13 protein-coding genes are annotated in these 21128 nt (G+C 53.1%); 2 read left to right on the top strand and 11 right to left on the bottom strand.

Features of this window, described 5'->3' with window-relative positions; all coding sequences use genetic code 11:
- Window positions 1–249: 249 nt before the first annotated feature.
- The 3 genes from JT718_RS10255 to JT718_RS10245 all read right to left on the bottom strand — a co-directional run bounded on the left by JT718_RS10255 (window position 250) and on the right by JT718_RS10245 (window position 1950).
- Window positions 250–711, bottom strand: coding sequence for a hypothetical protein (locus tag JT718_RS10255; RefSeq protein ID WP_205502350.1), 462 nt, complete (start codon window positions 709–711; stop codon window positions 250–252).
- Between the two features lie 128 nt (window positions 712–839).
- Window positions 840–1466, bottom strand: a complete 627-nt coding sequence (locus JT718_RS10250; RefSeq protein WP_205502348.1) for a hypothetical protein — start codon at window positions 1464–1466, stop codon at window positions 840–842.
- A 1-nt stretch (window position 1467) separates the two neighbouring features.
- Window positions 1468–1950 (bottom strand): RNA polymerase sigma factor, encoded by a 483-nt coding sequence (locus tag JT718_RS10245; RefSeq protein ID WP_205502346.1) that lies wholly within the window; start codon window positions 1948–1950, stop codon window positions 1468–1470.
- Between the two features lie 1031 nt (window positions 1951–2981).
- Between JT718_RS10245 and JT718_RS10240 the strand changes: the two genes are divergently transcribed.
- Window positions 2982–4307: a YncE family protein gene (locus JT718_RS10240; protein WP_205502344.1), complete on the top strand. Its 1326-nt coding sequence runs from the start codon at window positions 2982–2984 to the stop codon at window positions 4305–4307.
- A 54-nt stretch (window positions 4308–4361) separates the two neighbouring features.
- Window positions 4362–5813: a PKD domain-containing protein gene (locus JT718_RS20660; protein ID WP_262897346.1), complete on the top strand. Its 1452-nt coding sequence runs from the start codon at window positions 4362–4364 to the stop codon at window positions 5811–5813.
- A gap of 386 nt (window positions 5814–6199) precedes the next feature.
- On the opposite strand, the gene JT718_RS10230 is transcribed toward JT718_RS20660, so the two are convergent.
- The 8 genes from JT718_RS10230 to JT718_RS10195 all read right to left on the bottom strand — a co-directional run bounded on the left by JT718_RS10230 (window position 6200) and on the right by JT718_RS10195 (window position 20493).
- A complete protein-coding gene (locus JT718_RS10230; RefSeq protein ID WP_205502340.1) occupies window positions 6200–7150 on the bottom strand; it encodes an alpha/beta hydrolase in 951 nt (316 codons plus the stop codon).
- Between the two features lie 318 nt (window positions 7151–7468).
- Window positions 7469–9157 (bottom strand): glycoside hydrolase family 43 protein, encoded by a 1689-nt coding sequence (locus JT718_RS10225; RefSeq protein WP_240337034.1) that lies wholly within the window; start codon window positions 9155–9157, stop codon window positions 7469–7471.
- Window positions 9158–9317: 160 nt separating this feature from the next.
- On the bottom strand, window positions 9318–10679 hold the full coding sequence (locus JT718_RS10220; RefSeq protein ID WP_205502336.1) for a glycoside hydrolase family 43 protein: 1362 nt from the start codon (window positions 10677–10679) through the stop codon (window positions 9318–9320).
- A gap of 53 nt (window positions 10680–10732) precedes the next feature.
- Window positions 10733–12310, bottom strand: coding sequence for a glycoside hydrolase family 43 protein (locus JT718_RS10215; protein ID WP_205502334.1), 1578 nt, complete (start codon window positions 12308–12310; stop codon window positions 10733–10735).
- 249 nt (window positions 12311–12559) lie between these two features.
- Window positions 12560–14173 (bottom strand): family 43 glycosylhydrolase, encoded by a 1614-nt coding sequence (locus JT718_RS10210; RefSeq protein ID WP_205502332.1) that lies wholly within the window; start codon window positions 14171–14173, stop codon window positions 12560–12562.
- 531 nt (window positions 14174–14704) lie between these two features.
- On the bottom strand, window positions 14705–15940 hold the full coding sequence (locus JT718_RS10205; protein ID WP_205502329.1) for a hypothetical protein: 1236 nt from the start codon (window positions 15938–15940) through the stop codon (window positions 14705–14707).
- A gap of 16 nt (window positions 15941–15956) precedes the next feature.
- Window positions 15957–17903: a zinc dependent phospholipase C family protein gene (locus JT718_RS10200; RefSeq protein ID WP_205502327.1), complete on the bottom strand. Its 1947-nt coding sequence runs from the start codon at window positions 17901–17903 to the stop codon at window positions 15957–15959.
- Between the two features lie 628 nt (window positions 17904–18531).
- On the bottom strand, window positions 18532–20493 hold the full coding sequence (locus JT718_RS10195; protein WP_205502324.1) for a sialate O-acetylesterase: 1962 nt from the start codon (window positions 20491–20493) through the stop codon (window positions 18532–18534).
- Between the last annotated feature and the right edge of the window lie 635 nt (window positions 20494–21128).

The raw sequence follows: 21128 nt of genomic DNA, 5'->3' as shown, positions 1-21128 counted from the left end.
CAATCCGGCGCCTCTCAGCCGACCCTAGGGGTGCTGGAACTTATCCCTCCGCTTTTCCCGTCTTAGGTATTGAAAATTCAGCCAGGGTCAGCCCTACTTTGTCCGGGCGTTTGCTGGTCAACATCTTTCGCATTGCCCTCATTACGTCAGGTTTCAAGGCAATACCCGATGCCAACCCTATGGTAATTTCAGGGAAAATCCCATTCCGTCGGTTCTGGCCGCCTTGCGCCTACCCCAAGCTGTGATAGGTTATTTGATTTGCAGGTCAAGCTGCCTTCCCTCCTCCAAGGCCTTTTGGTCCATTCGCGCACCGACCGCACTGCCAATTGCCAGGCCCAGGGGTAGTCCTAACCCCAGGAAAGCCATATTCCCCAAGGCCAATCCAAAGGCGGCCCCGATCGGTAACCCGATGGAGGACATACCGACCGCGAGCCAAAGGTTTCGGTAGTGGGACTTGGGGACCAGCTTGAGCTCTTGCTCAACCAGCTTGACAATCCCGGCCTGCTTCTCTTTGATGCCTCTCAGCAGCATGTCCCCGGAATCGGGGATTGAGTTCACCTCTTCTATGTCCTTGTTTATCGAAGCAGTAACCCCGTAAGGTAAATCCCTTTTCGACAATTCAACCAGAAGCTTTTCAAATTGAAGGTGCGCTTTGCCTACCTTGGTACTCGGCCCAAGGCCCTGCCTTTGTTTCAATCGGTCTATTTCCATGGTTTCTATTTAAAAAGTTAAATCCCTGCACCCGACCCTCCCGGTGTCGGTGCAATCAGGGGCTAGGCTTGTTTCCTAATTACCCATGGTGGGGTGCTGCCTGCCAACCTCTATCATCAAAAATCTGATCAGAATCCGGGGGTATCTTCCAATTCGCGTAGGTTTGATTCCATCACCTTTATCCTTTTGAAATAGACAGCCCTGTAATACCAATACCTGAGCAGGAAAGAGATGCCAGTTAGGGCAGTGGATGCCAGAATGACCGCAGTTACGGACAGGCCGGAGCCGGTAAGAAAAACCGCGAACACCGCGTAGAAAGCCACCGGGGAGATAAAGAGGAAGACCAGGTTGGTGAACCGGTAATAGCTCCTGAAATCCGAAAGAATCTTCCTAAGTGCCTCTTTCGAGCTGGCGTCGGTATTCTCCGTGAAGATCTCCTCCTGCCGGCTGTAGGCCCACCTTGAGAACAGGGCAAAACCAACCAAGACCGCGACCAGGGGAAGCTTCGCTGATAAAGTATAGCCCCCGACGCCCCTATAGTATTGCCAAACCAGGTAACCGATCGCTAATAGGATCATCAGGGCGGAGTTCCATCCGCCGACCCTGTTCCAGAAGGCACTTTTTCCCTTCAGTTCCCCCAGGGAGCCAGTGTTGCTTCTGATGATCCTGTCTATGGCCTTCCGGGTATGCCCCTGCTGGTCGGGTGCCTCCTTCCGGGCGGCGCCCCAGCGTTCTTTGAATTCGTCCAGTTCCATGCTATTCTTCTATGCTTACCAGTGTCCTCAGTTGCCCCTTGATCCTGTTGAGTTTGACTCCCACGTTTGACTCCGAAATCCCCAGCACCTCGGCCATCTCCCGGTAGCTGCAGTCTTCCAGGTAAAGCAGGGTCAGGGCCCGGTCCACCTGGGAGAGCCGCTGGATCGCCCGGTACATGGCCGCCATCTCCTCGCCGGAGTCACCCTCCACGGCCGGGACCATGAACGCCTCGGGACCAAGCTCGGCGAACCGCCCCGCCCTGGACTCTTTCCTGACCCTGGTGATGGCGTTATTGAGGGCGACCCGGTACATCCAGGTGGTGACCTTGGAGCCTCCCCGGAACGACGGGTAGGAACGCCAGAGCTGCAGCACGATGTCCTGGAACAGGTCTTCCCTGTCTTCCCTGGAACTGCAGTACATGTTGCAGACCTTATGGATAAGGCCCTGGTGGTTTTCGATGAGTGAGAGAAACTGCTCTTTCAAGATGCTCGGTGTTTCCCGGTTAGTCGGGGAAAGAGGCGAATCCTTAAGGGAAATCGGTATTTTATTTTACCTGCTTAGGTGTTGATTAGTATGTGACTGATTTTTAAAGAGAAAGAAAACCTGTTTTTTAACAGGATGGCTATCAGAGTTCATTCCAACCCCGCTGGCGAGGCCCTCTCCCGGCTGGATTAAGGCAGGAGTACCAGGTTCGGTTGCTCGCCAATCCTCCGTCTGAAAATGGCAAACCATAGGATATACTGCTTCCTGGAAGGGAATGCCTGGTAGGTTGGTGTTACATAAAAAGAGTTATAGGCTGGGTGGCTCTTACTCAGCCTATAACCACTCTTACGTTAAACAGGCTTAATTTAGGAAGTCAGATCTCCTCTCCCCTACTGCAAATACTCTTCAAACTCCACTAATTCATTGTGGATAAAGTTCGATAATTCCATCCTACGGTCTACTCAAAAGCCTCTCAGTTAACTCTGAGGGGCTTTTTTATTGCTCTTCAGGCACAAAAATGAAATGGCTCAAGGATTTCTGATTCCTGTCGCATCTTGTTAGCCACCAGTCAGCGTAAGTTTATCTAATTTCCATTTGCCACCTATCTTCTGACTCCCCTCCTTCTAACATGAGCCTAATCAAACGCTGATTCTTCCCAAGCGTTTTATCACTCTCTGTTGCTTTACCCATTTCGGCTTACTACACTTCGTCAGTCAGATACAACTGGTACTTTTTCCCCTCCATTTACAAGAAGCATTCCGTAGCCATTCCTGCTCCATGGGTCCTTGTCCAACTTGTAGAGTAGGAAATAACGGGTCTGCGGGAGTAAACAATCATACCAGTAACGTGTGCCGCTAACCCAAGCTTTCAGATCGAACCCACCTGTACCCTATGGCCAATCAGCTATGTTTCGGCTCCTACACGCATATAAAAGTAGATTCGGCTTGGTTTCAGACAATACCTGCCTGCGCCATAATCCTATTATCTAATTTAATAGGATATATTTACATTCTATTATATACCGGAATTCTATGAAACAAACCTTAGTCCTGCTATTGGGCATTATATTTCTCGCTTCCTGTGAAATAATTGAAAATGAAATTGTAGAAATCAAGCCTAAAGCCAGGGACATTACCCTGAAAGTGGACCAGGTGTACAATGATTCCACTATCAGCTTGCGGTGGGACAAATACGGAGCGAGCGACTTCAAAAAGTATAGCCTATTCAGGTATGCCACCGTACTGCAGAATGGACAGTTGATTCAACAGCGCAAAGAACTGAAAAGCTTTGACAGCCCAGATTCTGTTACGTACATGGAGCGGGACATGCCTCGCTCCCTGCGGGTAGTCTACCAGCTGTACCTCTCAACGGACACTGCCACTTATGCGGCCGGTGGCGCTTCCTACACCAGGCCTGACATCACCAATGTTGGCCTTTTTAATGATGCCCTCATCAACACAGACAAAGATTATCTGTATCTGTGTGACATGGGCACCGGCACTATAATCATCTTTAACTACGCGACAAATAAAGCAATCAGGAAACTAGACCTGAAAGGTCCGATTGGTTACAGTGCCCTGGGCAGTTATGGCGGTTATCTGAACGAACTTTACGTGCCCGATGCCAATGGGTGGCTCTACATTCTGGACGCTCTTACCCTGGAAACAAAAGAGAAATTATATATAGGAGGCTACCAAGTCACCTCTGTGGTTGAAGAGGCCGGAAAGCTTTTTGTTTCCTCCTCTGATTTGAGCTTTGAAAGGATGGATGACAATTCTCTGAAGGTTTACGACCGGGCCACGCTGAAGCTGGTGGGCAGAACAGGCACCTGGAGTAACACCCGGTTGGTTCTCCTGAAGAACCCTGTCAGCCAGACCGCAGACATCGAATTAATTGATATTACCACAAATATTTTACCCACCGACCTAACCTATTACCGGTTTAACTCATCAGGCAATCCTCTTGCCAAACGCGAGGATTCCTACCATGGCGACCACCCGCTAGACCCAGCCCTTGTGAAGGCTTTCCCGGATGGGCAGCGCTTCATCACAGCCAGTTCCGGAGCTGTTTATAACAAAAACCTGCAGTATGAGAAAGTCTTGGCCCCCAGCTATACATACAATGGGCGTTACTTGGACTTTGCTTTTAACGGCAGTGGTAGTTTGATTTATGGTGTACTGAACAATGAGAATAAAATTGTAGCCATTGATTACCCGTCAGGTACCATCACCAACACCTACGCCACTTCTTTGAAGCCATACCGCATCTTCAGAGATGGCAACCAACTCATTTGCCTGACCAAGCCAGAGTTCAGTGCAGATTCTTATTTCTTCGTGGAAAAAATTAATGTACTATAGATGCCTATGTGCCTCAGAACCGGGAACAAACTTTTCACCATACTGCTGCTAGTCATGGCGGCCATTGGATTTGGGTGCTCAAAAGAAGAAGATATCTTTGTGCGGATAGAGCAGCCCACCAGTAGCTTTAAAACATACATTGCTGAGCCAAACTACCCTAAGCTCAGAAGGGAGTCATCGGTGGTGCTGCTGGACTCTGCCGTCTACTTCAAAAACCTCTCTGATTCTTCTCAAACCAGTAGCTACCAATGGGACTTTGGAGACGGAACCACCTCCACAGAACGGCACCCTGTGCATTCCTATACTAAAAAAGGGAAGTACAAGGTAAAGCTCATCACAGCCAATTATAATAAAGCCTTCGACACGGCAAGCGTTACCATTACGGCCGTTGTCGGGCAAAAGAATATAGCCCTAGGGCCAAACGTGAACAACAGTTCCATTGATGTAGTGGAAACTGTAAGGGGATTTCTGCTTCTGGGCAGGCAAAATGATGCAACCGTTTATACAGAACCAGCTACTACCTATCTCATGCAACTGGACGAGAACATGAACAAGGTGAGTATAAAAACGTACCCTTCCACTACCAGATTTAACTCAATCTCGGCCACAAACGACGGCAACGTGGTACTTACCGGAACAACCACCGGTGCCGGGCAAAATAACCAACTGATCAAGCTAGACCAGAATGGTACCCTCCTTTGGGCCCGTCAACTGGGAGAAAACAACAGCTATTCCAAGGCGGTGCCCACCCCAGACAATGGCTATCTGCTAACGGGCTCCAGAAACCCAATCGCTGGGACCAACGGCACCCCACAAACTGTTCTCTTAAAAACAGATGCAGAAGGCAACAAGGTGTGGGAGAAGTTATTAAACGAGGAGGTGGTTATGCAGCAGGCCTACAATACAGTAGTGGAAAATGACGGGTATGTGCTTGCCGGCCTAAAAGGGAAAGGTGCTGAAGGACTTGCCTGTTCTTATTGCGACTCTCTGGTCATTGCTAAGTTTAATACCAACGGGGCCCTCACCTGGAAAAACACTATTGCCTGGGCAATCAATTCAGACAATCTCTGGGATACAAAAATCTCAAAGTTGCAGAACGGGCAATACGTAGTCATCAATTCCAATGCCCGTGGGCTCTACTTCTTTTCTGCAACAGGCGCATTTCTGGACAGAAAGCTGCTTAGCAATACTACCTACGCCCACACGGGCACAAAAGCAGGCAACCTGGTGGTGTTAAATCATGAATGGGGAAATGGATTTAGAGCAAGTGTGACTGGCCTGAGCCCCGAAGGCATAAAGAAGTGGGAAGGCCGTCTAGACGGTTCACAAACTCTTCAAAGCGGCGGCATCCGCTGTTGCTCAGACAGCTGGCCCGTCACTATTCATGCGCTTAAGAACGGGGGGAGTATTATGCTGGCAAACCGTGTAGACCAAAGAGAAGGCAGCTATAGCTACATTGATGTACCGGTGTTACTGCAGTTTGATGAAACAGGCCAGATACAATAGCCTTTATTAGTGGCTTTGGAGCGCTTAATGACCAAGGCGATTGAGTAAGTTCAAGCTTTTCCTTGGATGGCCCTTGCTTTCAGCCTGCAAGGGAAACCTAGGTTACATTTTCTGGTGCACAGGTAGTACATTGCTACCCATGGTTTAGGCAAGGTTTGCCTGTGGGCAAAATTCAGGTAATAAGCCTTTCTTGCCTTACAGTAACCAGGCTCTTGAAATTTCTCCTACCAGGATGCTTCCTTGATGAAAGCAAGACCACTCTCCTCCGGGAGGAGTATGGCTGAAGTTGTTTTCCTGACAAATGAACCGACGGCTATTTATTGGTGTGAATAGCCGTCGGTTCATTTGTCAGTGTTAGATGTGTTGCATATCCAGTAGGCGTCTGACTACTTCTTAGCCTGGGGCTTGAGGAAATTATTAACCTCCAGCCAATGCATGAAGGCATCGAACCAGCGGTTGCTGGTTCTGTCGGGATTGCCGAGGCCGAAGCCGTGCCCTCCATTTTGGTAGAGATGAAACTCCACTGGGATGCCCGCTTTGTACCAGGAGTCCACCACCCCGAACTGACCGCGGAAAAGGAAATCATCGGTGGCGATCACGTTGAACATGGGCGGCGCATTCTTGGGCACCTCCACCGGACCCATACCGCCGTAGATCGGTCCAATAAAGGCCAGCTTCATGGTCTTGGAGTTAAGGGTGGAGTGCATGGTGAGACCGGCACCCGCCGAAAAGCCGATCATGCCAATTCTGCCCGTATCAACCCCCCACTCCTTGGCCCGCTTGAGGATCAGGGCGTAGGCTGCCTCGGCGTCCTCCAGTTGGTTCGTTAGGTCTAACTGCGGCATGCTGGGCGGGGTGGCACTTGCTGAGGCAGTGGTGGAGGGGGCTGGGGCATTGCGGGGCCGGTCCATCCAGGCCTTGAAGTCCTCCAGCGATTCCGGCGTGGGGTGCAGCCGGTACTTCAGCACGAAGGCCGCGATTCCTTTATCCGCCAGTGCCTGGGCTACTTCCCAGCCCTCATTGCTCATGGAGAGCCACCGGAAACCGCCCCCGGGTGCCACAATTACGGCCGTGCCATTCGCCTTGCCCGGGGCAGGCAGAAAGGGCGTCAGGGTTGCGGTGGAGATGTTCCTTGCCATGGGATCGCCCCACTGCTTGAACCAGGTCTCAGGGGCTTTCTGGTCATCTACCCCGCCCGTACCCAGCGGAATGGCTTTGGGCTCGGCAGGGGCTTTGAGGGGATAGATGGTACCGTCCTGCGCCATGACTGGGGCGGCAAAAATCAGGAAGGAGGCGAAAAGCCACGCTTTCGCTAAGTGTATCGGTTTATAAGGCATAAAGATGATGGATAGGTATGCGTTTAACTATTTAATAGGGTTATGCAATTTCTGAAGGATGAACGCCTTGATCTGGCGCAAGCGGCCGCTGGTCACTCCGTTTCGGGGCTTTTTTCCCAAAAACAGCTCTGAAACAGAAGCTTAATATTTAAAGGCACGAGCGGACGCTTGCGCCATAACCTGAAATAAAAACTCTAATAAGCTTCTTAATTGATAGGATTATGTAATTCTGAAAGGCGAGCAAAGGAGTTCCGTCTACCCAAGCCGTAGACAAATCTCCCTTGTCACCGTGTATGGATTCTAAAGTAATTAGGCCTTCTACTGGGGAAGGGCATCATTGGCAGAAGTGGCGTACAAACCAATCAAAGTACCCGTAAAACCACCGGCCACATTGGTGGAGAGAATATCACCCGACACGGGGCCGCCCAGGTCCACGAAGTCTTTTCCGTTGGTGGAATAGCTAAACTGGTAGGCATCTCCTTCGGCCTTTACCCTGAGTTGGATAGGTTTCTTGACCTCTATTTTCTGGCTACCAATGATTTTAGAGACTCCTTTCTCGGTTCTTTCCAGCACCAGATAATTGTCTTTGCCTTTTTTAGTGAGACCAAACACGTAGTTGAATTTCTCGCTTTGCACCAACGCAATTCCTGCCAGATCTTTTTCTGAGGCCGGCTTGTAATCAAGGGTGGTGGTATAGGAGAAACTGTTGTGCTGCTGACGAAGGAAGAGCGTTGACGTAGGTTTAAGCTCCTTGATGTTTGTTGGGAAGGGGTTGATCTGCAAACCTTTCCTGGATGGAGAAATAAACGCCTCGCGGGGCCCTCTTAAACCCACCCAGCGGTAATCCAGGTTCTTAGAAGTAAAGTTGTCGGTGAAGGTGAAATTCCCGTTGGGAAAGAAGCCTTCTTTTCCGGCTTTGTTCACCACTCCTGCCGGGGTTTTCAGCTTTGGCTCCAGTGGAACCAGGCCATTCACGAAAATAGGAAACTCCCCTGACCAGTCAACCGGCAAGATAAACGTCTCGCGTCCAATGTTGACTCTGTTCTTTTCATTTGGGCGGATGGCCAGGAACACGCCCCAGTATTTATTATCGGGACCAAGCACCAGATCGGCATGGCCGGCCCAATCCACTTTGTTAGTCCGGTTGGGGTTCAAACTTCTCTGGGACAGGATAGGGTTGTTAGGAGCCGGGGTATAGGGGCCCATGGGAGAATCGCTCACGAACACCACTTCGCTGTGGTTTCCGCCCGTACCGCCTTCGGCGCACATCAGGTAATACCGTCCGTTCTTCTTGTAGATATGGGGGGCCTCAATCCAGATCGGTTTTTTCTCGATATCCACGCCACCGTTCACGATGATCTTGTCGGTGCCGGCAATGACCTGGTCCTTGGCAAGGTCATATTCCCACACCTTGATCACGCGGTGGCCTTCATACAGTTCTGTTCCTTTATCCGGGGCATCATTGTGCACCACATAGGCTTTCCCGTTGTCATCAAAGAACATAGAGGGATCTATTCCGCCGAATTTCAGCTTGTAGGGCTCACTCCATCCTTTGGCCGGGTCTTTGGATTTCACCACAATGTTTCCTGCCCCTCCGGCAAAAGCCGTCACAATCATGTAGAACGTGTCATTGTTGGGATTATACTCTATATCCGGGGCATACACACCGGCGCTGATAGGCGTATCATGCACGTTTAGCTGCGAAACGCGGTCCAACGCGTGCCCGATCTGCGTCCAGTTCACCAGATCCTTGGAATGCAAAACGGGAACCCCAGGAAAAATGGCAAAAGAGGAAGCTACCAGGTAATAGTCGTCGCCTTTGCGGGTGATGGCGGGATCTGGATAAGCCCCCTGTAAGATAGGGTTGTAGAATTCACCCTCCTTTAACGGATAGTTTTTGTATACCTGATCATTCCCCTCATAGACAGAGTTGGAAAACACTGGGGCGTTTTGAGCCCGTTTTTTCAGATTTTGGCTGTTTGCGTTAAACCCGATTGAAAAACACATGACCACAAGTGCACAGAGCAAGCTTACCCGGCCTTTTCCGTTAAGAGCAGATCTAATTTTAATTCTCTTCATCTTTAATTATTAGGTGTTTGTTTTAAGCGTATTTTCCTGAAAACTCCCCTAAAACAGGAGAGCAGGAAAAGGTTGATTGGATTAATGATTATTCTGAAAATCTCCAGTAGTCGAAAAACAGGATGTTGCTGGCTGCTTTTCCTTTGAAGACAAAATAGACATCATGAACGCCGGTTACTTTTTTTACATCGGTGGAAACCAGGGCCCATCTGTCATTCCCGCCGGTGAGCGGCACGTTCACGGTACCTATCAACTCGCCTTCCACACTTCCTAACCTGACTTCCATGGTCACATGGCCGTTATGGGTGGTACCAAGCCGGGCCGTCAATTTGGAGGCGCCTGTTTTTCTAAAATCCACGTCTTTTACTTTGGTGTAAGCGCCGTTCCGCAGGGCGGTCACAAATACGCCAACCTTCTCATTCTGCCCGGATTTCACCCCTTCAGACCAGGCCATGGTTTCTGCCTCGTTCTTCACAAATGGGTTTAAAGGGGCCAACCCTTTCGTAATTCCCTTTGTCATTTTCATGGGCTGTATGGTACCGTCTTTTTTGAACGCCACTTCTTCTACCGCAACGGAGCGGGTAAAACCGCCGCCACCCGGCAAGGCTCCGTTGTGATAGAAGAAATAAGTCTTCCCTTTGAAGTCAATGAGGCCCGGGTGATTGGTAAAACTGCCGCCTTCGGTAGGCATCAACACCCCCTGGTATTTCCAGGGGCCTGTAGGGCTGGAGCTGGTGGAGTAGCCGATATGCTCTGGAATGGGGCCTGCGGCGTATAGCAGATAATACAACCCTTTGCGCTTGTAGAGCCACGGGCCTTCCTCGTAGGTGGTGGGCCTTTCCGGGTTGCCCTCGCGCTTGCCAAACGATTCTACCGTGTTGGGCACCTTCACCACTTCTCCCTGGTAAGAAATCATGTCCTCATTCAGCTTGACGTAGTAGCACTTGGGGTTGCCCCAATAAAGATAGGCCTGCCCATCGTCATCTATGAACACATTAGGATCAATGTCACCCCCTCCGCTTTGAATTAAGGGCTTGCCCAGCGGATCTCTGAATGGCCCGTACGGACTATCAGCTACCGCCACCCCAATGGCCATTTGGTTATCATGGGTAGTTAAGGGAACATATAGGTAAAACTTACCTCCCCGTTCTATGCATTGCGGCGCCCACGCGTTTATTTTGGCCCAGCTAAAATCAGAGTAGGACAGAATGGTGCCGTGATCCGTCCAGTTCACCATGTCATCAGTGGTATATAACTTCCAGTCGTTCATGGTAAACCAGGTAGATTCGTCTTCATCGTGGCTGGTATACAGGTACAGTTTGTTGTTATACACCATGGGTGCCGGATCGGCGGTATAGGTGGTCTGGATGATGGGATTCTGCGCCTGGGCAAAACCCGGCACCAGGCAAAGTGCCCCCACCCAGCTGATTGTCTTGAAAGGATTAGTCATATTTAACACGCTTTTACTTTGAAAGCCACCCTCAATCTTGCTGAAAGTGGCGGTTACTCTGCTTGGGTTATTTGCCCGTTTATGCGGAAATAATCGAAATCTACCTGGCCGCCGGGCGTTTTGGTGGCGTAGTTGAAGAGCCCGAAGCGGTAACCCATGAAATGCGGGATGGTGTAAGCCATCTTCAGCGACGAGCCGATCTTGGTCCAGGTCTTCCCGTCCAGGCTGTAGAAGAAATTCGCCACATCCTTCCGCTCCCTGAAATCGCATTCTGCCTTCAGATACACCTTGTTCTGCTGGAGGGGAATACGCCCGACTTCCTGCGGTCTTCCGGATTGGGCGTTGACCATGACAATGGATTTGGCCCCGTTTTCAGATTTCACCCCCACTAAACCATACCGTTGCTGCAACAAGGCAAGACCAGCAAAATCGCCCTCCTTCATGTTGGACACGTCTACAAGGGTGGAACCGGTGCTTTCCGGCCCGATGGTGCGCTGGGTAAGCGTGTTTCTGGCCAGCAGGAAGGACGTATCTACCCGGCCAGTGGTCAGGCTCAGATAGCCTTTCCGCTTCGTGACGGACCAGAGTTTGTTATCTGGATTGTGGTTCCACTGCCAGACCAACGGCAGGGCCACCTCGCCTTTCCTGCGGGTGAACTCATCTGAGGCCACAATGCCCGGCATCAGGCCTTTGCTGGCAGGCAGGTTCAGGGCATCGGGCACTTTGCCGTCCACCCCCAAAACGGGCCAGCCATCCTGCCACTTCACCGGCACCAGGTACGGGATGCGGCCCACGGCCCCATAATCCCGGAACAGATACGCGTACCAAGCACCGCCTGGGGTATCAATCAGTCCACCTTGGGCAACGCCTTTGTCCTGCAGGGCCACCCGACCTTCATAGGGTCCGGTGATTTTATCTGCTCTATGCACAATCACCGTCCGCATGCCGTCTTTGGGCCAGGCGATGTTGAACAGGTAGTATTTCCCGTTCACCTTGAAAAGCTGAGACCCCTCGGCCGGTAAACCCACATTTGGTCCGGCCGGAGCACTGGCATTGTCAATGAGTACCCGTTCCGTGCCTGGCTTTACTCCGGAAAGGTCTGCTTGGAGCTCCAGTATTTTCAGGTTACCGGCACCGTAGATCAGATACACCCGCCCGTCATCATCAAAGAAGATGGTATGGTCATGGTAAGACGGACGAAAAGAAATTGCCTTCCAGGGACCTTTCTCGATGTCTTTGGTGGTGTACACATGGGTTTTCCCGGTGGTTTGCGCAAAAGTGGTCAAAACGTACGTGCCCTTGTGGTACCGCAGGCTGCTGGCCCAGGAGCCTCTACCGTAGGTGCTTTTTCCGTTCGTCAGGTTCAACTCATCCACATTGGCCAAGGTATCATAGGCGTAGTTTACCAGTTGCCAGTTCACCAGGTCCTTTGATTTCATGATGGGCACCCCTGGGCTCATGTGCATGGTGGTGCTGCTCATGTAATAAGTGTCCCCCACCCGGATCATGGCCAGATCGGGCACATCGGCGTGGATGATGGGGTTACGGGCGGTACCCTGGCCAAGCGAAGGCAAGGTCCAGCAGAGGGAAAGAAGGGTCAGGAAAGCTATGCGCGAAAGTTTCTTATTCATACGTATCTATGTTCACTATCAGGAAAAACTGCTGCCTGTAAATCTACAATTGTTTTTCAGACACTTTTAAAATCAGACACAGTCCCGCAGCTTTAGCGGGGTTACCCTGCCTCTGTTCATCATCCTGACGGACTAAACTGGAGAGGTAACCGCTGAGCTCCGGATAAACCAAGCAACCAACCCGTACGGCAAAGGAGTTGCCAATTGTCAGGATTGCGCCAGGGCAAAAAAAGCCTGCCAGAACTTGCCTCAGCGGGTTCTAACCAGTGCTACATCATCTACATAGCAAAAGGCATGTGCCTGGCCATCTGCCACAAACCCGATTTCCACCTTGCCGCCCTTTACTGAGATATCCTTTAGCTGAATTGTTTTCCAGGTGGCGTTTTCTTCTTGAATGCTGTGCTGAACCAATTTGCCGTTGCTTTGGGCGTACATTTCCAGTTTGGCGAAGCCCCCGCTGTTCTTCACTTTGGCGGTGAGGGTGTAGCGCCCGTCCTCCAGTGTGACGTAAGGGGAAGACGCAATCACCTGAAATGTTTTCCGTTTAAAGGCTACTTTGTCACTGAGCTGGAGGCTCTTTTCGCCTATGACCTCCTTCCGCTCGCTTTCCGTGTTCATGTGGTTCAGGACCGGCGAATCAGCGGCGCCTACTTCCAGTTTGTTCCCTGCCAGCACCATGGTGGCCCAACCGGTCAGTTGCTCCTGGACCGGTTTTACCGGGCTGGGGATGGCCCTACGGTCGGCCTCAAAGCTGCCGTTCTTCACATAATTGTTATCCTTGGCTACCTCCCACTTGCCCGTTTTCTCGTTCAGGTTCCAGGAGTGGAGCGAGTTGAAATGGGGCGTACTTCCTTCAAATGAAAGCGGAACCCATTGGTTGTACCCCAACCCGTTGCCCGCAAAATCTGCCCAACGGTCGCCGCAGTACACCACGGTCTCTTGTTTGCTGCCTTTCACGGTCACAAAAAAGCCGGTCTGGGTCACATGCGAGAAGTCATCGGTAACCCCGTTCATCACCAACATCTTGTCAGTGGGCAGGTAAGGTCCCCTGATGTCATCGGCCACCAGGTAATACGCATGTGAAGAGTCCCACCCATACAGATCAGACGCGGCCATGTAGTACTTTCCCTGGTACTTAAACATGCAATTTCCTTCGCGGCCCGCCCCCTTAAATATCTGGGTGCAGTCCAGCAGGGTGACCTTTCCGTCTTTTACGCCAATCTCCGAGACGTAAATCTTGTGCCGTCCTTTGCCATACGAATACACCAGGTACGACTTGCCAGTATCCTCATCGGTAAACACCGTCTGGTCGCCGGTGTTGGTGGTGCCAATCATGGGTTCCATGTTGATTTCCTGGTGCCGCTTGAACGGGCCTACCGGAGAATCGGCGAGGGCGACCAGCACTCTGCTGCCGTATTGGACAAACATGGCGTACTGGTTCACCTCCCTGACGTACGCCACGCCCAAGCGGCCAACCCAGGTCTGGCGCCAGGGGTCCGCAATATTGCTTTTAGTCAACACGTCTCCCTCAGCTTTCCAGTTTACCAGATCAGTGGAGGTATAACAGGTAACCGACTTAAAGGTGCTGGTGGGCAGCGTAACGGAGGGATTCTCACGATACAGGGCGGCTTCCTCATATTGCACGCCATACCAGAAGTACTTCACTGCCCCCGTAACAGGATCAGGGAACCGGAAGATACCACCGCCCTGGCTGTAAATAGGCTGTCCGTCTTTTGTATTCCAGAACCTATCATTCTTGATATTACCCAACTGGGCCTGTGCCGCATGCCTTGGCCCCAGGACGACCGCACCGGTCAGTAACAGCATGTACAGTACACTTGCGGGAGTAGGTTTTGCGGGCATCTTTATCTGTTTGATGTTTATTTCAAATCCCTTCAACCCGGTGCGCAGCAATCGCATGGCCAGGGAGGGCGATCTGGAACACTGGGCTTTCCTCCAGCCACCAGAACATCAGGTATCTATGGGCGGTCAGCTACCTGCAGATCTGATGTTCAGGGGGAAGGCAAGTTCTTACTTCAAATGCTCAGGAAGTATTTCCAGATGAACAACCAATATCAGACGGGTTCCGGTAAAAACCAAACCCACAGATGATAAGGAAATGAACGTGAACTTGAAACCAGGACTAGCAACAACATGGGGTGGGCCATCTGACCGGTGGTTACGTGCTCAAATGATCAATACTTTCCTTCTTTGGCTTTCCGGTACACCTGAAAAAGCCGGTAAGATGTGTTCTTTCCGGCTTTTCGTTTTTTATCCTGTCTACTTTCTCCAGCCTACCGCAACAAGCAACACCGTAGTTTATGAGATGGGCTTTCAGATGGAATGGGTTTTAGACTATCGCACCTGACCAGGCAAGGGCCCACTACCCCGCCCCTACAGCAGGTACTCCCCTCCTTCTCCCGTGATGATCAGGGTAATGCCTCCTTTGGGTTCCTGGGTAAGGCTGTTGACGTTCCTGATCTGAATTCCCACGGCCTGGTTTGGCTGAAGCCCGAAATACGGGATATGTAGCGCAAAGCGGGTCTGCTGTGCCTGTTCGCCCAATAAGCGGTAATTTCTGAAAATCTCCCTGAAAACAGACGGCCTGGCCTGCCCCGCCTCCAGCTCACGCAGGGCGGCCAGGGTCTGCTGGGTAATTTCCGCCTGCCGTTGCACGTCTATGCCCTCGGGGTGCTGCGAATGGAACGAGAAACTGCTGAAATACCCTTGGTTCTGGAAATCCTGGTGCAAGCGTACCTCGGCCATCGGGCCGTCCTGGTTGGCGGGTAAAACCTCAGGCTGTAACTGCCCCACCATTTGGTGGGCGGCGTACTGGTTTACCTCAAATTCGGCCAAAAAGGGGTGCCTTAGCGCTAACAGCTGGCTTGGGTCCAGGGGCACCAGGGCAATGTGCTCCATAGCGTTTAGTGGATGGATCAGCTCAAAGTGGAACACGGTTCCCTGCGGAACGATCATCAGGTTAAGCTGGGCCACGTGCCGGTCGTGCACGGGCAGCAGCTGGTAGTCGTCCAGGGGAAGGTCTGCCGGGGCGAAGGAAAATACCCTGGCGAACACGCATTTATGCCCGCCCTCGGTGCCCGGCACCTGGTACCTGAGCCCCACCTTGGTGGCCCCCATCGCGTCTACCCAACCGCTGGAGACGCCTATCTTTTTGGCAAACTTGGTGCTGAAGCCCAGCGTGGGATTGGCCAGAAAGAACTCCACGTTGGCAGACGGCACCATCAGGTCGCCGCGGTTACGCACCGTGCACTCCAGCAGGTAGGTCTGCCCCGCCTCCAGGGTCTTGGTGTAGGCAGTGGCGGCGGCCACGGGCGACAGCGTAATATCAGGCGAGTTCCAGAACACCTCCGGCCCGGCCCAGGGCCTTGTGCCCAGATCAGTATCATAGGAGCGGATGTACAGGTAGGAACTCTCCTCAAAGGCCGCAGGGGTTGCCCCCTGGTGGTTGCCCGGGTGATCAGAAGGGATGCCCGGCACACCATCGTGCGGTTCTGGCATTGCCTGAAAAAAGCCGGGCAGTTCATGGACCGCTACTTCCTTGGTTCTGCTCAACTGGGCCTGCAACTCCCGTACATACTGGCCAGCTCTTAGTGTTTCTTCTGAAGGCATGGGGCTACGCGTTAGGTTAGGGAATGAACTGCAGGTGCACCGGCTCAGCGGGGTTGATCCGTTCGGGGTAGTCGGGCTTGTCCGGTACCTGGGGCGTCACTCCCAAGTTAAGCCTGCTCCAGCACAGGTAGCCATAGCCCCGGTCGGCGTCCAGGTTAAAATCGGGGAACGGCTGGCCTTTCTCCCAGCGGCGGTACAGGGCATGGCTCAGCTGCAGGGCGTTGCCCAACTTGAGCCACTCGGGGCCGGTGTTCAGCAGGGTTCCGTCTGGGCCTCCCGCCGGCGCGCCCTCTTTGGTCAGGGAAGCAAGGGTGTCCAGCGCGGTGTGGTCATAGGCGACGGCTCCCCAGGCGTAATGCATGGCCTCCTTAGTGAAGTAACTTGCCGGGGCTGCCGGCGCGTGTACCAATTCACCGCCCGACCTGGGATAGATCAGGTGCCGCTCAGCCCGTATTTCGGCCGGAACCGTCTCTGCCGCCCACCTTTTCAGGGGGAGAAAGGCCTGGATGGCGGAAGCGTTGACAAAGCCCGGATCTGTATTGCCTGGATTTGAAAACTGCCGGAACCGGGGCTCTTCCAGGTGTTCGTTCATGGGGAACGCCAGGCCATTCAGGGCCACGCCCAGGCGGAAGTTCTGGAACGCGTCATAGAGTTGTTCATAGATAAGGCACGCCGCGTACCGGATGGTGGCCGACCCCATGGTGGCGATGGCCCCGGCCACCCCATCGGCGATGGCGGCCGCGGCCATGATGGGCGCCAGGGCCATGGCCGCCAAGGCCTTGAGGATGCCCCAGATGCCGCCCTTGCCGGCTTTGCCCAGCGAATCCTTCAGGAAGTCTCCCGCCTCGCCCAGGTTATCGGTGGCCTTTTCCCAGACTTCTCTGAGTTCTTTGCTGAAGGAGTACGGCACGGGGGCGGGCAGGGTGCCGGTGTCGGTGGCACTTCTGAACCACTTGTGCCAGAGCCGGTAGGTGTTGTTGAGGTCTTCGGTGGTCATCTGGCGGCCGTATTCCACTTGAGACGGGTCTCCGTCTTCTTCATACACCTGGTTGATGGCCTTGAGGATCAACTGGGCCAGGGGCTCGGGCAGGCTGGTTTTGGGGTCGGGTACTTCGTCCGCTAATCCTTCTTTCTCCTTGATTGTACCGGTGTAGTTGAAATTGTACAGCGCATGCAGGCGCGACCGGTTAAAGTCACCGGCGGTGGTGTGGTGGAAGTTAAACACATCCTGGAAGTTCTCGGCGGTTTTATGGCGCTGCGCATGGGACCGGTATGGCCCGCCCGAGATGATGTTCACGTAGGGGTGCCCCACCGTATCGGCGGCAAAATGCGTCAGGTAGCCCAGGGCGTAGAGGTGCTCCGGCGTTCCCCGGGACAGGTCCAGCAGGGCCTTGGCGAATTTGCCGGTTTTGCGGTAATGCAGGGCGTCAAACCACCACCAGCTTTCCCCGGCGGCCTTACTCACTCCATCGCGGTACGGGTGATCCAGCTGATCAAACAACTGAAACTCCGAAACATACTCCTTCACGGCCTCGGTCAAGTCTCCCATAAGACCTTCCAGGAGCTTGTTGATGGCTTCAAAGTCTTTCTGCAGGCTGCTGAGCAGGGCAGAGTCTTCTATGACGGCGTTGGCGGCCTCGTCCAGCTCCTTCAACTTAGCCAGGATAGGTTGGGGGACGGCTTGCAGCAGGCTCTGCTTGAACCTTTCTATAAAGTCATAGACCTTAAAATACGCCTCCACAAACCTGCCCAGGATGGGGTCCATGTCTTTGGTGTTGAAGAAGAGAAAGTCTGGCCCCTGGCAACCCAGGAACAGGTAAGGCAGGTGGGCCTTGTCTTCCAGCAGTTTCTTCAGCTCGCTGTACCCTTCGGGTCCGGGGCCCATGTGCAGGGCGTGGGCCGGGTTGCTTATTTCAGCCGCTAACCGCTGCGCGATAAGGTGATGGATGGCTGGACCGGGCATAAACAGGGCGTTAACGCTACATGTAACTTTCAGATTTCATCCCACTGGTTGCCTCCCCTGCTACCTCCTGAGGTTTTCCTTTGTTTTTAGAAAAAAGGCACAGAATCGGGGCCTGACTTGGAGTTTCCCTGAAGGCGCCGTTTCTGCCGCGTTTTACCGGAAACAGACGAAAAACAGGCCCTGCTCCTGTTAACCAAAACAAAGGAGCGCCGAAGACGCCCTCAAATTGAAAAAGCGTGGACTGTAAGGGAAAAGGCAGCGGTAGGAGGCGTTTGCAAGACCAAAGGCTAAAGACATAGCCCTACGCGGGGCAAGGAAGGAACCCATGTGGTTCCTGAGGTAGGTCCGGCAACAGATTCTCAGATTACAACTAAAAATATCGCTCCACTGGCCTAGAGACAATACTTAAAACTGAGTAATTAAACTGGTAGTGCACTTCTGCAATCCCTGCGGTACTGCAAAAACAAAAACAGCCCGGAAGAGTATTCCGGGCTGTTTCAAGGGTTAAGCTACGTTTTCTTTTAGTGTCAGGAGTTCCAGCTGCTGTTCGCTCCGGAGGAATCCTTGCAATGCACCCCCAAGCCAGTGCGAATTGAAGCTGGAAGAGCCTGAAAGATGGGTCTTCGGCCTATTGGTCGGTGCGGAAAGGCGAGGCGGGCAAGCCTTCCTTGTTGTACAGGTTGGCCCCGTCTGGGTTATCGGCCCAGGCGTAGCGGACCCACTTGGGGGCGGGCACCTCGTCGCTCCACACCACCACCTTGTCGCCCTCAATTCTGGCTTTGGCCCAAACGAATTTCTTGTCTTCGCCGGCAATCGCAAACCAGTTTAGTTCTTCGCCATCCTGGGAAGTAAGGCCGCTGCCCACATTGGTAAAGCTCAGGATGATCTTGTTGCCCTCAACGGTGGACGACTGGTAGAGCGGCCCCGATGAGACCAGCTTTTTCTCGCCGTAAATGAGTTTCTGGGCAGCCAGGGCCAAGCGCTCGCCCACGTCTTTCTTGTTGTCGGGGTGAATGTCGTTCCACTCGCCCAGTTCAATGGTGACGGCCATGGCCGTGTTCGGCACCGATAAGGTCTGCAGGGCCGCTTCCCGCATGAGGGCCCAGTTGCTTTCAGACGGCAGATAGTTGACCTCCATGAAATTAGGAAGCTGCACGTACAGGAACGGCAGGTTGCCCTGTCCCCATCTGGCGCGCCAGTCGCTGATCAAGGCGGGCAGTAGCTTTTTGTACTCCGCCGGGTTGCCGGCGTTGCTTTCGCCCTGGTACCAGAGGAATCCTTTTAAGGTGTAATTGGTGGCTGGGGCCACCATGGCATTGTACAGGGCGGTGGGCTGGTTCTGGGCGTTGATGCCGCCCTCAATCCCGCCGGTGGCCGGACGAAAGACCTCGCCCACTTTGTACTGCCAGGTGCCTTTCAGGTCAAGGGTCTGGCCGTTGGCTTCTATAAAGTAGGGCTTGTCTGGCACAAAGCCGCCTTTGCCCCCCTGGTTGGTCACCCGTACCACAAACAGGTTTTTACCGGGCTTTAACACGCCGGCCGGCAGGCTGTATCTGCGCTGCGGGTACTGGTAGGTGGTTTTGCCCACCTCCTGGCCGTTCACGTAGAGCACATCGGCATCCACAATTCTCCCCAGGAACACCTTGGCCGGTACCCCCGCCATGGCTGCCGGCACGTCCACTTCGCGGCGGTACCACACCACGCCGTTCAGGTCTTTGATGCCTTGGTCTTCCCAGTACCCCGGTATGTTGATGTTGCGCCAGTTCTTGGGCTGATAGGCGGTTTCATACCACTTTACGGCGCCGGTAAGCCCCTTGTCCTGCTCCACTCTTGGCGGGCGGGCATTGGCAGCGGCCTGCACGCGGCGGGCTATGCCGTTCACGTAACTTGTGTCCTGGTTTTTGGCGATGGTAGCCTGAATGGCCGGAAACTCCTTGAAACCGGCTTCGCTCATCCAGGCTTCAATGGGGGTGCCCCCCACGCTTGCGTTGATCAAGCCGATGGGAATGCCGTATTGCCGGTACAGCTTGCGGGCGAAGAAGTAGGCGACCGCCGAGAAGTTATTCACATCCTGCGGGTTTGCCCACTTCCAGGAAGCTGGCGGCAGATCCTGCGCGGGGCCTGCCAGGTTCGTGGCCGTGGGAATCCAGAAGTGCCGGATCTGCGGATAGTTGGCAGTGGCGATGTCCTGGGCGTAGGTGATGTTGTGCAAAGACATCTGATGCACCATGTTGGACTGCCCGGCACACAGGTACACATCTCCCAGCAAAATGTCTTTGACGGTGATCTGGTTGCTGGCCTGAATGTCCATGGTGTAGGGTCCGCCCGCTTTCATGGGCTTGAGGGCTATTGCCCATTTGCCATCGGCCCCGGTAGTGGCCTTATAGGATTTGCCCCTGAATTTCACCGTGACTTTCTCGCCGGGAGCGGCCCAGCCCCAGATCCTGGTTTTGGCATCGCGTTGCAGCACCATGCCATCGCTCACCAGGCGCGGAAGCCGTACCTGGCCATGGGCGGCAGCGGCAACAAAAAAGAGAATTACAAAGAGCAAGGATTTTCCCTTGCCGGCAACGTTGGAGTAATAAGGCATTTTACAGGTTTACGATTGTGCGATTGAACTGGGGTAAGCGCCCTCTGGCAGCACCAGGTTTACAGAACAGAAACCCCATGCAACCGAAGCGGTGAGAAAAAGCCTTGCCGGCGTTTTCTTCCAGGACCCTTAAGTAACAAATAAAAGAATTATACGCCGTGTTCCCAACCAATTTGCCGGCTCTTTCGCCCGCTAGGGCCTAAGGTTTTCCCTTTCTGAGGAAAAGGAACTAAGCTGGACTGGCTTTGAAGCACTTGCTTACGTGAACATCGGGGCGTCTTTCCACCAAGCGGCTGGATGGCATTGAAGAAGCATAATGCATTTGAAAATTCTGCCTCAGTCTGGAAGTAACTAATCAAGGGCAGTCATTGATACAGTTTCAGGTGCCACCCACCTTGCCCGGGCGATCTGTTTCAAGGGCGGAATTGGAAAAACGGGCCAAAAACAGTGTTGCTTTCCCGCTTGCGAAACGATATCTGAACTGCTTCAATCCTTCATCCTAGCTGTTGAAAGCAGCCCCTTTTCCATAAACCACTACTTTCTCCTCCAATAAAAAAAGGCTACCGGTAAACGATAGCCTTTTGGGTGTAAGGGTTGATGCTGTTCCCACCTACGGGAGCCTTCGCTCAGGATAA

It is taken from the genome of Rufibacter psychrotolerans, assembly GCF_016924645.1.
Taxonomy (GTDB): domain Bacteria; phylum Bacteroidota; class Bacteroidia; order Cytophagales; family Hymenobacteraceae; genus Nibribacter; species Nibribacter psychrotolerans.
This window is presented reverse-complemented; position numbering and strand designations above follow the sequence as displayed.

Excerpts from the sequence above, each read along its gene's own strand:
- JT718_RS10250 (WP_205502348.1), bottom strand. The coding sequence starts at position 1,466 with ATGGAACTGGACGAATTCAAAGAACGCTGGGGCGCCGCCCGGAAGGAG.
- JT718_RS10220 (WP_205502336.1), bottom strand. The coding sequence starts at position 10,679 with ATGACTAATCCTTTCAAGACAATCAGCTGGGTGGGGGCACTTTGCCTG.
- JT718_RS10200 (WP_205502327.1), bottom strand. The coding sequence starts at position 17,903 with ATGCCCGGTCCAGCCATCCATCACCTTATCGCGCAGCGGTTAGCGGCT.
- JT718_RS10255 (WP_205502350.1), bottom strand. The coding sequence starts at position 711 with ATGGAAATAGACCGATTGAAACAAAGGCAGGGCCTTGGGCCGAGTACC.
- JT718_RS10195 (WP_205502324.1), bottom strand. The coding sequence starts at position 20,493 with ATGCCTTATTACTCCAACGTTGCCGGCAAGGGAAAATCCTTGCTCTTT.
- JT718_RS10205 (WP_205502329.1), bottom strand. The coding sequence starts at position 15,940 with ATGCCTTCAGAAGAAACACTAAGAGCTGGCCAGTATGTACGGGAGTTG.
- JT718_RS20660 (WP_262897346.1), top strand. The coding sequence starts at position 4,362 with ATGGCGGCCATTGGATTTGGGTGCTCAAAAGAAGAAGATATCTTTGTG.
- JT718_RS10240 (WP_205502344.1), top strand. The coding sequence starts at position 2,982 with ATGAAACAAACCTTAGTCCTGCTATTGGGCATTATATTTCTCGCTTCC.
- JT718_RS10230 (WP_205502340.1), bottom strand. The coding sequence starts at position 7,150 with ATGCCTTATAAACCGATACACTTAGCGAAAGCGTGGCTTTTCGCCTCC.
- JT718_RS10215 (WP_205502334.1), bottom strand. The coding sequence starts at position 12,310 with ATGAATAAGAAACTTTCGCGCATAGCTTTCCTGACCCTTCTTTCCCTC.
- JT718_RS10210 (WP_205502332.1), bottom strand. The coding sequence starts at position 14,173 with ATGCCCGCAAAACCTACTCCCGCAAGTGTACTGTACATGCTGTTACTG.
- JT718_RS10225 (WP_240337034.1), bottom strand. The coding sequence starts at position 9,157 with ATGTGTTTTTCAATCGGGTTTAACGCAAACAGCCAAAATCTGAAAAAA.